Genomic DNA, 15,841 nt, shown 5'->3' with positions numbered 1-15,841 from the left:
GTCGAGGCGACGTCTTCTGCCTGCAGGTATCGCTTATTGACGGAGCTGGAGCGTGCGCAGACGCCACGAAAAGTGAAAATACTTTTGGGCGGATCACTAGTAAGCTAGGCGCAACGATACATTTGTGCGGTAATTATCGCCCGTGTTGCTGCTGCCACTATCCCGAAGTTGCCAACCGTGAGCGAGGTCGAGCGTAAGATTGCGCGCCACCTGGTAACGTAGGCCGACGCCGTAGCTATGCAGGTTAAATGCTTCCTCGTCCGGCAGCTTGTCGGTGTTCCAGGTTCTGGCGTAGTCCTGAAAGACAAATGGCCGGAGCAGGCCGGTTTCCTTGTAACCGGGGAGCGAGACTTGGGTCGGGATGACGGGCAGTTGCCACTCCTGCGAAATAAAGAAGGCGTTATCGCCGACGACCTCGCCCTGCTCGTAGCCGCGGACCGAGCCGAAGCCGCCCCCGGCGTATTGCTCGCTGCTGAGGAGATTGCGGTTGGAGAGCTGTAAACTGGAGCGCAGCTGCCAGGTCCAACCGGCGAGCGCTTCGGCCAGCATGCCAAGCTCGATCGTGCGGGAACCGTCGAGGCTGAGATAGGCATACTCGGAATCGGCCTGAAAGCGGGACGCCTCAAAGGCATCGTCATCGTTTTTGCTACCCAGCCCGCCGGGCGAGTAAGTGATTCCGAGCCCAAACCGGGTATCGCCCCAGTCGTCCTTCAACGCGCCCCGATACTCCGCGCGGACTTGGGCGATACGGGTGAGCGTATCGGAAATGGGAATAATGAAGGGAGGCAGGCTCAGTTCGAGGTTGTTGTCACTCGACTTGTAATCAAAGCCGAGGGTGAGCCTGTGGCTGTAATCACCCTGTGACTCCAGCGGGATGGTATAGTTGAAGCCCAGTTGCCAGCTGGTGCCTTCCTGATCGAAGCCACCATTGGGGACGCCTTTAATTTCCGAATAGGCTCCGAAGAAAAAGAGTTCATGGTTTCCCGGTAGATCCATGCGGTAGTTGCCCGAGACCGCTTTCGAGTGCTCGATGTCGAAATCGCTGGTCGCCTGAAGGGTCAGTTGGTGGGCCATGCCCCAGACATTGCCCAAAGTCAGGCCGGCAAACATGCGGTCTTCGGTAGTGGTTTGGGTGCCGGAATTATTGTAGCCGGCAAATACGCGCCAGGGGCGGCGCTCGCGCACCCGAAGCACCACATCGGTGGTAGCCGGCTCGGCCCCCTTTTCTACCTGGAAGGCGGCGGTGCGAAAGGGATTGCTGTTGATCCGGTCGAGCCCGGTACGGATACGCCCGGAGTCGAGCCCTTCGCCCGGTGACAAACCGAGCCGACCGAGATAGCTTCGCTCGGAGAAAAACTCCCGGTTCTCAATCGATACCTGACCAACTGTGCTCTCCCGGATCACAAATTGAACCACCCCGTTGGTAATGTCCTGCGGGGGAGTGAACACGAGGGAAAATGGCTTGCCCTCCTCAGCAAGTACCAGACGCAGGCTCACGCGAAGCCGCTCAAGTGACTCTTTCGAAACCGGCAAGCCGACAAAAATATCCACCAGACTTTGGAGCCCTTCCGAGTTCAAGCCCGGCAGCTCGGCCAAATTGGAATGGCGGTCCTCTGGCAACTCCACCGTGTCGACTTGATCCGAATCCTCCAAGAAAATGATCTGCTTCAACTCCGGAACGAGCACCTTTTCCCCCTCGGTGGCACCGATCATGCGGGTCCGGAAGGCCTCCCAATCCTCGAAGTCAGCCTCTTGGCCGAAAGGTTCGACCAGCTTGGGTGTCGGCTCGGGCATGACCCGGTCGAGCTCCTGAGCCTGGATTCGGGCGTCGCCCAGGGCGACGATCGACAATGCGGCGAGGGTCAGCCCACGCAGGGAAGAAAAAAAGTCAGTCATCATGAAATTCAAAGATTACGTTTGGGTTCTCACTTCGAGAACAAGGCTCAGCCCGAGTAGAGCATGTTGGCGATCGCACCGGAGAGAATTGTCTTATTCAGGGTCGCCTCGTTTTCCGAGTCGCTGGACAGGCTGAACGATTGAGGGTCAATGGAACTGCCCACACTGTTTTGGAAGTCGTCGTAGAACTGTTTCTTTTCCTCGTTCTCAAAGACCTGTATGCCCCGGGCGATACTGCCGACCACGGCAACGCCCACGATCGCAGCCGGTCCGGCGGCGACAGAACCTGCGGTTAGTGAGGTTTTCACGCCAAGGGCGGCAGCTCCCAGACCGACTGAGTTTGGAAAAAGTGTGCTCGCCACAGCAGCCGTACCCGCAGCGGCTGCCCCGCCTGCGGCCGCCCCACCCGCAACAGATCCTGCCGCTTTCGTCTCCAACATATCGACGACGTAATCCCCGGCCGCTTCACTCATGAAGTCATCCCAGGGTACGTCTTTGCCAAAGAGATCAGCCATATTATTGGGCTTCTCATTCTCGCGCTCGATCCAAGCATCCTTCTTCTCTTCCATTTTTGCGGCGACTTCGTCCCGGACCTCGGCCAAGTGGTCGCCCAAAAGATCCGCGAATTGACTCTCCGCCTGCGTATAGCTCTCCGGATCTCTTTCAAGGAATGCCTCGCTGTATTCGGCGAGCGGATAGGCCAGATAGCTTAATAGCTCCGGATTATCCGCGTTGCGCTCGAAGAACCGACGCACGCGGAACGGCGTGATATCCTCCTTCGACCCCGAAGTGCTCCGCGTGATCTCGTAGAACAGCGAACCTTCTTCGAAAACGTAGTCCTCGCCGGAATCCATGAACGCATCCACATAGTGCATGATCATATCCATCCCGATCTCGTAATCTCCACCACGAAAGAGGGAATCCAAGGTCGGCAGTGGGTCGTTGGGGCCACGAATGGTGATCTCGCGGCTCGACACCGAAAGATCCGGGCCTTCCAACAACTCGTCCGTTGAACCAAAATTTGGCGAAAAAGTAATCACCCCGACCGTTTCGTTATACTCGGTCCTTTCGATCTCCTGCTGCGGCGTCGTCGGCAAACGCAATCGGAAAAGACCATTATCCACCGAGGTAAGCACATAATCCCGCTCGGTATCGTAGCCGTCCAGAACGGTGACAAAGCGATTGACGACACCTTCAGTCGCATCGGGGAGATCGCCGCTGCGCGAAATCTCCACGCGAGGATCCGGAGACACGGAGGAGCTCAGTTCGATTCCGCTGCCAATCCGACTCGCGTCTTTGAGCAACGCAGCCACGTCGGGCACATCGACGGTCTCCGGAGTCGGCTGTATGGGTAAGCCGGGGACCACATCCGCGTCGACAATCTGATACCGGATGATCGGGAAAACATCATCGATGGTATCGCCGGAGCGAAGATTGCTGACCTCTGCCGGAACAACCCGGTTCCCCTCCGCCAGGTAGTCGTTCAATGCCTCGACCGAATCAAAATCCTTGATCTCGTCCGCGATGTCCAGCTGGACAGGGCGGGGAAGAATCGTGAAGACTCCGGGCTCGAACGTAATCTCATAGCGATCGTCATCCCCCTCGAAGGCATCGATCGGATAGTAGCCGCTACGGGAATCCTGATCGAGATCCTCCAAGGCGGTAATTCGGAAGACCGAACTCGGATCGTCGATGGAAGCAAAGCCGTCACCGGAAACCGCTAGCTCGGCGCTAAAATCACTGTCACCATAATAGCCAAAGGAGTTTTCGGCTTCGATCAGCAGTTCTCGCCGGCGAATCTCCATGTTCTCACTGCCGGCAATAATTTCCAGGTTGTAATTCGCGTCCGACAAGACCTCGACCACGTCGTAGCTGCCCGGAAGGGCATCCATGGCGGGAAGATTGACCTCGAAAAGCGCATCCATGCTGGTGAATTCGGGAAGCGAGCTGTCTTCCAGCACGACCTCATCGCGTACATTGGGCTCGCCGTAAAGCCGGTCGACCCCGGGGAGGATCGCCTTCAGTGGGCGCGGATCGATCTGAACATAGGGAGCTCCTGTCTGGTTCGGATTGATCGAGTTAATGGCACCCGCCGTGTAGTTGTCATTGATGATATCGAAAGTAATTTCGTATCGACCGACATCGGCGTCTTGAGCGGGGAGGTTGACGACAGCGACGTCAGGCAGAGCATCGAAGCTGGCGATCCCCGTGTCGCTCAAGGAAAAGGTATTTTCCACCTGCAGCGAACGATTCGGGTCGCCATAAACACGGAAAATATTCCCCGCGCTGAGGAAGAGTTGCCGGCGCGTGATAGTGAGCGCGGTCTCAAGGTCGGGCGCGAGCGACACCTCGTAGTTCGGGTTGGTTTGGATGAGTTCGGCGAAGGTGTACTCGCCCACGTCGGCCTGCACTCCCGGGAATTGAAGGCGAAGCACGTCGTCGATCGTCTCAAAGGTCGCCACTCCGGAGTTCGGATTGTTCGACGAAGCGTCGACGAACGACTGCGGCGTCGGGTTTGCGGCACCGTAAGGTCGCTGGTAAGTGGTCAAATGGGCTGCAGTGATGGGACGCGGCGTCACCGTAAGCTCGCCGATGAACTGCTCTAGGGAATAGTTGGTATTGATCAAATCGGCCGTGAGTGGGTAGGTGCCGGCATCGGCCGTTTGAGCCGGTCCCGTGATTTCGATTACTGCATCCAGCGGCGTCGTCCCGAGGAGCCCGGAATCGATATCCTCGCGCAGGAAGGGGTCGTAATCCGCGGGATTGGTGCTGCCATAAACACGTTTGGCATCGATTAACTGGACGAAGAGCGGACGCGGCTGGATCTCGAAGCTACCTGTGACGGAACTGATGCCGTAGTTGGAGTTGATACTTGAGGTATCGATCGCATAGGTGCCGACCTCGGTGAGCTCGGTGGTGTCCGCCGTAGGCTGGGCCAGCACAGTCTGCGGTGTATCTCCCGGTACGAGGAAATCGGTGTCCAGAAAAGCAAAGAAGTCCGGTTCGCCCTCACCGTAAAAGCCGGACACATCCTCGAAACGGAGATCAACGACTTTTTGCTGGATGAAGAAATTCGTATTGGCGAAAGACTGGAGCTCGTAATTCGAGTCGAGTAGATTGGCTTGAAAATCGTATTCCCCGATGGGGCTGGTGACCGTGGTCGGATCGATGACCTCGAGAACGGACCCGGCGCTGTCGCCGTCGGCGAGATTCCCCAAAATCAAGCTGCCCGTAAGATCGATCGGCGCATCCCCGTAAACGCGGGTCCGCTCGGCCGCCGAAAGGTCGATCAAAGCCGTCAGCGGCCGCTTGGTTACGATCAAATTGGCCGGCTGGTCGATGGTAACCTCGTATTTCTGTGAGCTGACATCCTGGGTGATCGGGTAGCCACCGATATTCGAGGTCTGTTCCGCGGTAGTCACGAAGTTGCTGAGGGAAACGTCGTTCAAATCGTCGTCGAGTTTGAAGCCGTCCGCGGTGTCGATCGTGACCTGGCTGAGCGCGAGATCGTTGCCGTTGCCATACACCCGGCTGACGTCATTCAACCGAAGACTGAGCGGAGCTTTGGTCACCGTAAGGATCCCCTGACCATAGCTAATGTCGTAATTTGTATTCGTCGCACCCCCAGTGGTGATCCCGTAGGTTTGCGGGATCGAGCGTTCATCAGCCGGGGTATCAAAGCTCAGGCCGGGGAAGTCGGAGGCGTCGTCGAGCTCATAAAGATTATCGAAACGTGCGGTGAAGACCGGGTTGGACTCGCCGTATTCGCGGCTGACATCCTCGGCCGTGATCGTCAACGGGCGCGGAAGCACCGTCAGTGTCGAGTCAACGAAAGAGAGTTCGTAGTTGGTGGCCTCGGCGAAGATGAGTTCGAGCGGATACTCGCCGACATCGAAGCCGCGGCCGGCGCGGGCCTGAAACTCCTCCCGGCGCACGACTGCTTTGGTGTCGCCGTTCCTCAGCCCCGAGATAACTTGAAGATCAAAATCGGGATCGGCGTCGCCGTAGAGGCGTTGCGCGGGAAGCGGGGCGATCGCGAGCGGTGCCTTGTTGACGGTGAGTGTGCCGTCATTCAGCGACACATCGTAGTTCAAGTTGGTCTGCGTTGCCGTAAATTCAATGAGGTAGCTTCCCACCGAGCTGGCCTCGCTCGCACTGGTCGAGAGCTGGAAATCGCTAAAGACATCGCCGAAGCCCTGCCCCAGACGGTAGTTGCCGTCCGTAAACGTGAAATTCGGGTTTGCGAGGCCATACTCCCGGCTGAACGAATCCGCGCTCAGCTCCAACGGGGCCGGAGTCACCTCAAGAGTCCCCGGCACAAAGCTCGGAGCATAATTCGGATCGGAATACCCGGTGGGCGTCAGCGTGTAGGTCGCCACATCGGCATCAACCGCCACCTCGTTGAAATCAACCAGGTTGCTATTGAACTCGGCAAAGACAAAATTGCTACCGCTGGCGACAAGAGTCGGGTTGGGCACGCCATACTCGCGGCTAACCTCGGGGGCAGTGATGGTTACCGGGCGCGGGTTCACCGTGGCGGTGCCGGATTCCAGGGTGATATCGTAATTCGGATTGGCGGCATCACGTGGGTCGATGTCGTAGCTTCCGACATCGGCTCGCTCATTGGCGGCGAGCGAAGCAAAGCGTAATCCCGAAATATCGGCCTCGGTATCGAATGAAGCCAGGCCGTCGAAATCGGCGTCGAAGGCTGGCAGCGCATCGCCGTAAGTTTTACTGAGGTCAAGCGCACGAATGGTCAGCAGCCTTGGGTTCACCGTCAGGGTGCCGTTGGCATAATTGATATTGTAATCAGTCGCTGACGCACCCGAGGGAACGATGTCATAATTCCCGACGCCCGATTGGGGATTTGCGGCGGTCGTGAACTGCAACCCGGTCACAACGGAGGCGTCATCCCCACCGACAAAACCGTCGTAGCTTGCGGTAAAGGTCGGATTGGCATCGCCGTAGAATCGGCTGAAATCATCAGCCGTGATCAGCAAATTAGCGAGCCCGTCACGCTCCACCAAGAGAATACCATCGGCCAGTTCGAGCCCGTAGCCGTAATCCGAGAGCACGACGCTTCCGGTGGCAATGTCGATCTTGTATGCCCCGATCAGGCTGGTGGCGTCTGCGGTTGTCGTGAGCGTGGGGTCGCCGCTGAAGACATCCGCCTGCGCATCGTCTCCAACGATACCGGAAACGGAGTAAGTCAAGGTCGGATTCGGATCGCCTTGCGTCTTGGAAAGGTCGTTGGCCGTCAAGGTCAGCGTGGGGGCCAAGCGGTAGAGGAAGCGGTTGCCCGTTTGCGTGATGCTGCCGGGTGCATTATTGGCGTAGGTCTTGTCATAAACCGGATCCGCCACCAAGCCGCCCTTGACGATATCCGTGGGATTATCCGAGTAAATGAGGAACCGCGCCGTAATGCCGGGATCGAAACTATTAGGCGAGAGAACCGTTGCCCCCGCAGTCGCGTTGTTGATGAACGACCCGTTGCGGGCCGCCAGAATGATGTCGGCGCTCAAGCCGCCGGAGGTGGAGAGCATGGCGTCGGGAGCCAGCGTCAGATCACCGTCGGTGATGATTTCAATGTTGCCTCCTATATCGTTGAGTTGCCCGTCGATGATGAGGCCGCCGCTGCCATCTGTAATCGTGACTGGTCCCCGGATCCGACCGCTGCTCTGGCTGGTGGTCAGGCGTCCGATCTGGTTATTCGGATTCCCGAAATTAACGGGGCCTTCAATCCCCCCGGGGGAGGCACCGAATCCTTCAAGCTCTGCGTATTGTAAATCGAGTGTGTCGGCGACAAGTTGCCCGCCAAAGTCGACCTGCCCCATGGGACCGTCATTCGAATTCCCGACCAATTCCCCCGAAAAATAGCGCCTAACCGCGACTGACCCGGCGGTGACCGATGCCGCGGCATCCACCAAAAGGTCGGCGTCGACTGTTGGTCCGGGACCACCCAGTCCACCTCCGCCCGTGGCAAAGCCGAGGCCGAAAACGATATCGCCCGCACCGGCATCCAGGTTGGCGTTCACGTTCACGCTGCCCAGTGAATTAAAAAAGAGTGAATTCCCCGACGTCCAGCTTACCGGATCGTCGACCACAATGGAGCCCCCGGCAAAGGACGTTTGCAGCGCAACATCGCTGTTCGCCAATTGCGACTCCAGAGTCGAGACCAAGAGGACAGAAATCGGATCAGAGTTGATGTCATCGTCGTCCTGAAAAAGGAAGGGATCGCCTCCCGGAGAAAGCGCCGTCTCGGTGCCGTCGGCCTGGATCGTGAGGGCGGCGGGATCGAGCAGAAGCTCTCCCGCCTCGCCAAACGGGGCGCTCAAATCAGCACTGCCCCGAAAATCCAGATACTCCCGGCCCGAAACCTCCGCAAAGGCACCGTCGCCACCAGCGGCTCCACCCCGCCCGACAATTTGGCCGAGGAAGCGGGTGCCCCGCTCGGACCACACAATCACACGGCCCGCATCGGCCTGGTCGGCGGTCGCGCTCACGTCGATACGGGCACCTTCAGTCACCACGGTGTTGGCGGCGTTGTCGATATCCGGATTCCCACCGAGATAGTCGCCACCAAGCAGGACCTCGCCGCCACTGCCGTTCTCGTTGACCGCCTGCAGGTGGCCGCTGTGACCGATCACGCCGTCTTCGGCCGTAATCAGAACCCGCCCGTCACGCTCGGTCACGCCCGTCGCACGGATGATGCCCGACTGATTCACCGCGAGTTCATAGACGTTCCCGCCCGCTGCTTTTAGCTCGGCTTGGGCCGCCTCAATCAGCCCGCGATGGACCACACCCTCTTGCGCATCGCTTTCCGCAAGACCGGTTTTTACGAGGATGCGCTGATCGCCATTCGGGCTGAGCACAATCGATTGACCGGCGGCCAAAGCAGCAACGCCATTTTCCGCCTTAAGCTCGCCGGCGTTTTCCACCGTGTGCGCGACTAAAATGATGTCACCATTGGAGGCGGTAATACGCCCAAAATTAACCACGCTTGCAGGCGTATCACCCGAGAGGGATAGATCGTCACCATCCAAAAAATCCGCATCCGCCACATCGAGCGCCGAGGCCATAAACTCCGCTGTATTCACGGAAGCATTACGCCCCACCAATACGCCGTTCGGGTTGATCAGGTAAACCCGGCCGTTGGCCGTCAATTGCCCCATAAGACGGGAAGGGTCGGCACCGATGACACGATTTAGCAGGACCGCATCGACGCCGGGCTGCTGAATGTCGAGTGATTGACCCGCCCCGATGGAAAAGCTTTCCCAGTTGGCAATCGCCTGCGGACTAAGCTGGTCGATCTGCATCGAATCGCCACCGCCACTCAGGTTGAGTTGTCCGTGACTGAGATCCAAGCCGCTCGGCAAAGCCCGCAGGCTCCCGGCGGGAAAAATGAGCAGACTGCTGAAAAGCCCGAGGCAGCAGCGCTGCCACAGGGACGGTTTTTGCTTGGTAGGTTGGGAATTCATGGGACTTAGAGCGGGCGGTCATTAATCTCTGGTCGTATGGGACCGCAGCCTACCATCCCACAAGAAATTGCTTTTCCGCTATCCCTTATCCGCAAAAAAGGGGTATTTACTCTATTTTTCTGATCCCTGGCTGGTTTCGCAGCCACCATCCTGCCTTCATGGAAAGAATTTGAACTGCCTCAGGCCATCAGCTTTAAACCACGCGCAAGAGTTATGGAGGGCGTCTCACCAAAATGCAGACGGTAGAACTGAGCGAATTTCCCCATATGGAAAAAGCCAAAACGGGTGGCTACCTCGGTCACGGTGATTTCTTTCGACGTGGGTGCCCTCAATACAGCCCGCACTCGATTCAGTCGGCAGAGGCGTAAATAGGACTGAGGCGACATATTGACGTAGGATTGAAAGCCATATTGCAGCGTGCGCTCGGAAACACCGAACTCCAGACAAAGATCAGTGATCGTCGGCAAGACATCCTCGGACAGACGATCTTCCACATAGCCTAGCGCCGCACGACAAACACGGAAAGCACGCAGGCGATCCATGGCAGGAACATCCTGACCGCGCGATGACGTCACCATCCCCGCAACCTCATGCAAGAGCATTTGCCTTAGGAACGCTCTATCACGACCGTTCACGCCATGACTCCGTGCTACTTCGTAGAACTGCCGCACCAGACTCTCCAACGCCGACCTGGGCACTCCGGGAATGGCCCACAACGCTTTTGGCGGATACTCCCATCGCTCGGGGTCGAGCACCCGCAAGTGCCCAATCAGTTCGTTCTGGTCAAAGCTGATATAGCTGGTCTGTGCTCCGGCCGGAACATAGACATCAAATTCCGCATTTCCTGGCAGGAGAAAGACGGCATCCGTCTCACCGGCTTGAATCTCGGAAAACCGAAAATCCGGGTCAAAGGCGCAACACGAGACGGTGCAGATATTGTCCGGCATGACTCCCAGCTTCTGGACCGCGACATCCTGTTTTTCCTGAACGACCTGTTGCGCGGCAAGATCGACACTCGCCATGCGACCGACCCGCTTCCCCCGCCCCATCTGGAAAAACTCCATATCCACCCATGGCTGCATGGCTCTCTGCTCGGCCACATCCTCGATGACGATCGATTTGACAGGTTCGTTTTTGGCCACGGGGAATCGAAGGGTTAGGTTTCTAGATACGCATAATCACGTGATCTTACCATGGAATCGACTAAAGAAAAACAGTACAGTGCTTTTTTATAAAGCTCCGACCTTTGATGTCGTTGGGCGAATTGATCTCCTTTGCCCAACATAAAAGAAGCCGGGTGAGATACACCCGGCTTCCTGCAAATGAGATGATCGAATCGGCTAGCCGTCCTTCCGGAACTTGCTGAGCAGGTATTCCATGTGCTTGCCGGCCGCTTCGCGGCCACCGAGGCCGAAGGACAGCGCTATCGCTACGGCAATTGCACCGAGCGAGAGCCCAAAGGCCAGCAGCACGATATCCTCGGCGATGCCCATGGCATGCAGGCCAATGGCGAGCACGAGAGCGAGAATCGCGTAGCGGGCAATCGAAGCAACAATGGCGCTTTCGCCCTCCGACCGGCTGAGGAGCTTATGCGCCAGGTTGGCGAAGAAGTTGCCCACTGCCAGGATGACCAGACCGAGCAGAATTTGTCCGGCCAGCACGAGAAGGCCCTGCAGTACCGTCACGATCTGGGGCATGTCGAGTTTATCCAGGGCGGAGATGACCGCACCGAACATGATGAAGAAGAAAGCAACGTTCCCGGCCACCTTGGACAGCGAGAAATCGTTGCCGACGATGGCCTTCAGCTCGAGTTTTTCCGGCAGACTGTCCGCGCCGAGGTTCTTCAAGAGTTCGACTACCATGGAGACCACGAACTTCCCGACGACAAAGAAGACCGCGAGAATGATGGCCGCTCCGATGATATCGGGAATCGCCGCCATCAAATCATCCAACATACCAGTCGCCGGATCGGAAATGGCCGCCATTTCCAAGGCATCCAACGCCACGATAAGAATCGGCACGAAGATGAAAAGGAACACCAGTTGTTGTGCCAGCTTGGAGAGGCTGACACTGCTGGACAGGTTGAGCTTTTTGTTTAGGGCATCGAGACCCTTGGCGGCGGTCCCCACCACGACGGAGACGATTCGTGCCAGGATATAACCGGCGAAGCCAATCACTCCGGCCGCGATGATATTCGGGATGTAACCGACGAATTCATGGAACATGTCCTGCAGCGGCTGCAGCACACTTTCCACGCCAAGAATGTTCAGCACCAATAGCAGCACGTAAAGCAGCGCCAGATAATAAATGAATGTTGATGCGGGCGATTCAACACTCAGCTTGTTCTCGCGCTCTTTGTTGATGCGTTCGTCGATCTTCAGTTTAGAAAACATAAAGGCCGCGCCTTTGCGCAACAGCCCTGCCAAGATAATGCCGATGACCAATACAATCGCCGCGGCGAATGCATCGGGCATAAATGATCCTAACTTTTCCAGGAAAGGAGAGAGGAATTCTGCCATAGTATTAGTTTTTTGAGGGTTAGTTTTCCAGTAGTACGTCCAAAGGACCCTATCATGCATAAAGAGAATAACCGTTATGACAAGGCCCTAATGGGCATGCATCAAATTGCTCAAAGAACTAAACAACCCTTGAGACCTGATATGAAGTGGCAAAGTCTTTGCTGCTAAATTCAACTACACCACATCGCCATAACCGCCACTGAGTTGACAGCCCGAAGAGGAGCGCTTGTCTAACCCGACATTCCCATGAGCTTACGAGAATCATTTTTAACCACCAAACGCGTTTTGGGCAAACCCTACAAGGATTTGGAGTTTCTGCTCCGAAGCCTTAAAAACATTCTGGAGAAAAACGGTGAAGGCGAAATCGCCGGTGCCATCCCCTGGATCAGTGACAAAGAGCCGGACGTACAAGAAATTACGCCCAAGCACATCCAGCTGTATTCGATGATTTTCCACCTGGTGAACATGGTGGAGATCAACGCGGCAGTGCAGGCGCGCCGGACGAAAGAGGACGTCTCACTTGATTCGGTCAACGGGCTCTGGGGCATCAATATCAAGGAACTGCGCGAAGCCGGGCTATCGGAGGAGGAAATTATGGAGGCGATCCGGGAAGTCGCCATCGAACCGGTGCTGACCGCCCACCCGACCGAAGCCAAGCGCGCCACCGTCCTGGAGCACCACCGGGAACTTTACGTGCTTCTGGTGCAGCGGGAGAACCGGATGTATACGCAAAACGAAATCCGCAACGTCGATCACAACATCGAGCTGGCCCTTTACCGGCTGTGGCGGACCGGAGAAATCTACCTGGAGAAACCGGACATTCAGGACGAGCTGCGCAACATCCTGCACTACATGGTCAATGTCTTCCCGGAAGTGATCGCGATTCTCGACCGCCGCCTACTGCAGGCAGTACAATATAACGGCATGGACATCGAGGCCTTCTGTGCCAGCCACAGCTTCCCAAAAATCAGCTTTGGCGACTGGGTGGGCGGTGACCGCGACGGCCACCCGCTGGTGACGGCCGAAGTTACTCGCGATACCCTGCTCCAGCTTCGCCTCAACGCACTGGTGGTGATCCGCCGCAAGCTCATCCGGTTGGTGCAGCGCACCAGCTTCAGCCTCGCGTACGAGGAGGCGGATGAAGCTCTCCAGGAACGCATTCAGGCGATGCTCGACGAAACCGGGCCCAATGGCCGGGAGAGCTACGAGCGCAACAAGGGCGAGGTCTTTCGCCAGTTCATCAGCCTGATGCTGCACAAGCTACCCGTCGACTCGGTGCGTGGCCATGCCACGAAACTACTGGATGTCGAAGGCGCCTATGTGCACTCTCAGCAACTGAAAGACGACCTGGCGCTGCTCCAGTCCTCATTGATTGAGTATGGCGCCAAGAGCATCGCCTACGACGACGTGATCAGTGTGATGCGGGTCGTCGATGCCTTCGGCTTTCACCTTGCGGCGCTTGATATCCGACAAAACAGCAGTTTTCACGACAAGGCAATCGAACAACTTCTGGAAGCATCCAGTGCCGAGGAAACCGACTTCGGCAATTGGAGTGAGGAAAAGCGGCTGGCCTTTATCAATAAAGAGCTCGAGTCCGCCCGCCCGTTCACTGCTTTGAAGGCGAAGCTCGGCCCGGAAGCCCAGGCCGTGGTCGAGTGCTACCGGGTCATCGCCAAGCACACCCGGAAGTTCGGCACCAACTGCATCGGCTCTTTTATCGTCAGCATGACACGCTCCGTCTCCGACTTGCTGACCGTCTATCTGCTGGCCCGCGAAGTGGGGCTCACCGAGATGACAGAAGACGGCCAATACGCCGAGATTCCGGTGGTGCCCCTGCTCGAAACCATCGATGACCTCGAGAACGGCACCGAGATCCTGCAGCAATTTCTGGCGCACCCGGTGACCCAACGGACCCTGGCCCAGCAACAAAAGAAGTACAATTTGAAGCAGCCCGCCCAGCAAGTGATGGTCGGCTACAGCGACAGCAACAAGGACGGCGGCATCCTCGCCAGCCAATGGAGCCTCTACAAAGCCCAGTATGCCCTTAGCGAAGTCGGGCACAAGGCCGGCGTCAAAATCCGCTTCTTCCACGGCAAGGGCGGTTCCATCAGTCGTGGTGCGGGGCCGACCCACTACTTCATCAAAGCGCTGCCCTACGGCGCGCCCAACGGCGACATTCGTCTGACCGAACAAGGGGAAACCATCGCCCAGAAGTACGCCAACCCGGTCAATGCCGCTTACAATCTGGAACTACTGGCGGCCAACTCCTTGAACAAATACGTCAAGGACAAGAAATCGGAAAGAAGCTTCCACCCGCTCGCGGATGTGATCAGCCGGTTGGCCGAATCCTCCGAACATTACTACGACAAGATGCGGAACGAGGAAGGCTTCATCACTTTTTTCCGCAGCGCCACGCCGATCGATGCCATTGAAATGAGCAAGATCGGCTCACGTCCGGCCAAGCGAACCGGCGCCAACACCCTGGACGACTTGCGCGCCATCCCCTGGGTATTCTCCTGGAGCCAGGCCCGCGTGCACATGACGAGTTGGTTCGGCGTGGGCAGTGCCCTTGAACAGCTGCACTCGGAAGACCCGGACGCCTACGAAACCTTGAAGGACGCGCTTAAGGACGATCCCTTCGTCCGCTACGTCTTTACCAATATCGACACCAGCCTGGCGGCGACCGACGAAGAGATCTTCAGCCTCTACATCGACCTGGTCGAGGACGAATCCCTGAGGAAAAAGTTCTCCGGCATCTTCCTGGACGAGCTCAAGCTGACGCGCCGGCACCTGGAGAACCTTCTGTGCCGCCCGATCGAAGAGCGCCGCAAGGGGCACTACTACTCCAACATGCTCCGCGCCTCGCTCATGCGTCCGCTCCATAAGAAGCAAGTGCAACTCCTCCGCACCTGGCGCGCCCAAAAAGCCGCCGGCGAACCGGAAGACGAAGCCATCCAAACCGAGCTCCTAATGACAATCAACGCCCTCTCCGGCGCGATGCGGAACACGGGGTAAGCAGCCCGGGATTCATTGTGCAAGGCTAGAGGACGTAGGGGCTGTGCTCGCGCATGCCCGCATCGCCGTCGAGGCGATGCCCTGCGAGTCGTAAGCGTATCGAATGTCCTGTACCAACACAGCGTTCGTGGGTGCCGCAGAGCTGCACCCCTACCATGACTTCAGGACAAGAATGTCCTGGCTCCGTTTTATACTCCTACCTCAACCGCAGCAGCACATGCTTTGAGTCAATCGGGGCACGACTTGACAAATCTGCTGTACGTATACACTGTATATACATGATAACAAAAGTCTTTAAATCCGGCAACTCAATGGCCCTGCGTATTCCGAAAGAGCTGGAACCTCACGAGGGCGAAATGCGCATTGAGCGCAAGGGTAGGCGCTGGATTGTGGAACCGGTGAACGCTAAAGCGTGGCCACGTAACTTCTTTAAAAAGGTCCGCATCGAAGACCCTCATTTCGTTCGCCCAGACCAGGGAGAGCACCGCAGCTTTGAAGAGTAAGCATCAAGGCTAAGCGCCCTTATGGATTACTTACTCGATACTGATATCTGCATTGCTGTCCTCCGCGGAGAGGAAAATGCGGTCGAAGCCATCCAGCAAATCAGCCCGGACCGGATCGCGATCTCATCCATAACCCGCTATGAATTGACCTACGGAGCGCTGCGCCTCGGCGCAAAGCGACAAAAGGCCGAACTGGCCAAGATTGAGAAGTTCCTCGACCTGATCCACGAACTTCCCTTTCAGAAAAGCACTGCTCAAATCGCCGCCCGCATCCGTTGCGAACTCGAAAGCGGAGGTTTGCCCATCGGACCCATGGATTTGCAAATTGCAGCCACGGCGGTCGAGTCAGCGTGCCTACTGGTCACCGGCAACGAAAGGGAGTTTGGGAGGATCAAAGATCTAAAGACCGAAAATTGGATGCGATGAAGGA

7 protein-coding genes are annotated in these 15,841 nt (G+C 57.2%); 3 read left to right on the top strand and 4 right to left on the bottom strand.

Annotation, left to right across the window (positions count from 1 at the left end):
- Positions 1–96: 96 nt before the first annotated feature.
- The 4 genes from DDZ13_RS01785 to DDZ13_RS01770 all read right to left on the bottom strand — a co-directional run bounded on the left by DDZ13_RS01785 (position 97) and on the right by DDZ13_RS01770 (position 11,893).
- Positions 97–1,899, bottom strand: coding sequence for a ShlB/FhaC/HecB family hemolysin secretion/activation protein (locus tag DDZ13_RS01785; RefSeq protein ID WP_110129708.1), 1,803 nt, complete (start codon positions 1,897–1,899; stop codon positions 97–99).
- A 44-nt stretch (positions 1,900–1,943) separates the two neighbouring features.
- Positions 1,944–9,374: an MBG domain-containing protein gene (locus DDZ13_RS01780; RefSeq protein ID WP_110129707.1), complete on the bottom strand. Its 7,431-nt coding sequence runs from the start codon at positions 9,372–9,374 to the stop codon at positions 1,944–1,946.
- 179 nt (positions 9,375–9,553) lie between these two features.
- On the bottom strand, positions 9,554–10,516 hold the full coding sequence (locus tag DDZ13_RS01775) for a helix-turn-helix domain-containing protein (protein ID WP_110129706.1): 963 nt from the start codon (positions 10,514–10,516) through the stop codon (positions 9,554–9,556).
- 198 nt (positions 10,517–10,714) lie between these two features.
- A complete protein-coding gene (locus DDZ13_RS01770; protein ID WP_233246052.1) occupies positions 10,715–11,893 on the bottom strand; it encodes a mechanosensitive ion channel in 1,179 nt (392 codons plus the stop codon).
- 246 nt (positions 11,894–12,139) lie between these two features.
- Here DDZ13_RS01770 and DDZ13_RS01765 point away from each other — a divergent pair, with 246 nt between their 5' ends.
- The 3 genes from DDZ13_RS01765 to DDZ13_RS01755 all read left to right on the top strand — a co-directional run bounded on the left by DDZ13_RS01765 (position 12,140) and on the right by DDZ13_RS01755 (position 15,837).
- Positions 12,140–14,908: a phosphoenolpyruvate carboxylase gene (locus DDZ13_RS01765; protein ID WP_110129704.1), complete on the top strand. Its 2,769-nt coding sequence runs from the start codon at positions 12,140–12,142 to the stop codon at positions 14,906–14,908.
- A gap of 278 nt (positions 14,909–15,186) precedes the next feature.
- A complete protein-coding gene (locus DDZ13_RS01760) occupies positions 15,187–15,411 on the top strand; it encodes an antitoxin (protein ID WP_110129703.1) in 225 nt (74 codons plus the stop codon).
- Between the two features lie 21 nt (positions 15,412–15,432).
- Positions 15,433–15,837 (top strand): type II toxin-antitoxin system VapC family toxin, encoded by a 405-nt coding sequence (locus DDZ13_RS01755; protein WP_110129702.1) that lies wholly within the window; start codon positions 15,433–15,435, stop codon positions 15,835–15,837.
- Positions 15,838–15,841 lie beyond the last annotated feature (4 nt).

It is taken from the genome of Coraliomargarita sinensis, assembly GCF_003185655.1.
GTDB classification, from domain to species: domain Bacteria; phylum Verrucomicrobiota; class Verrucomicrobiia; order Opitutales; family Coraliomargaritaceae; genus Coraliomargarita_B; species Coraliomargarita_B sinensis.
This window is presented reverse-complemented; position numbering and strand designations above follow the sequence as displayed.

What these genes read in the sequence shown, in the direction of transcription:
- DDZ13_RS01770 (WP_233246052.1), bottom strand. Translation starts at nt 11,893, where the DNA reads ATGGCAGAATTCCTCTCTCCTTTCCTGGAAAAGTTAGGATCATTTATG.
- DDZ13_RS01765 (WP_110129704.1), top strand. Translation starts at nt 12,140, where the DNA reads ATGAGCTTACGAGAATCATTTTTAACCACCAAACGCGTTTTGGGCAAA.
- DDZ13_RS01780 (WP_110129707.1), bottom strand. Translation starts at nt 9,374, where the DNA reads ATGAATTCCCAACCTACCAAGCAAAAACCGTCCCTGTGGCAGCGCTGC.
- DDZ13_RS01785 (WP_110129708.1), bottom strand. Translation starts at nt 1,899, where the DNA reads ATGATGACTGACTTTTTTTCTTCCCTGCGTGGGCTGACCCTCGCCGCA.
- DDZ13_RS01760 (WP_110129703.1), top strand. Translation starts at nt 15,187, where the DNA reads ATGATAACAAAAGTCTTTAAATCCGGCAACTCAATGGCCCTGCGTATT.
- DDZ13_RS01755 (WP_110129702.1), top strand. Translation starts at nt 15,433, where the DNA reads ATGGATTACTTACTCGATACTGATATCTGCATTGCTGTCCTCCGCGGA.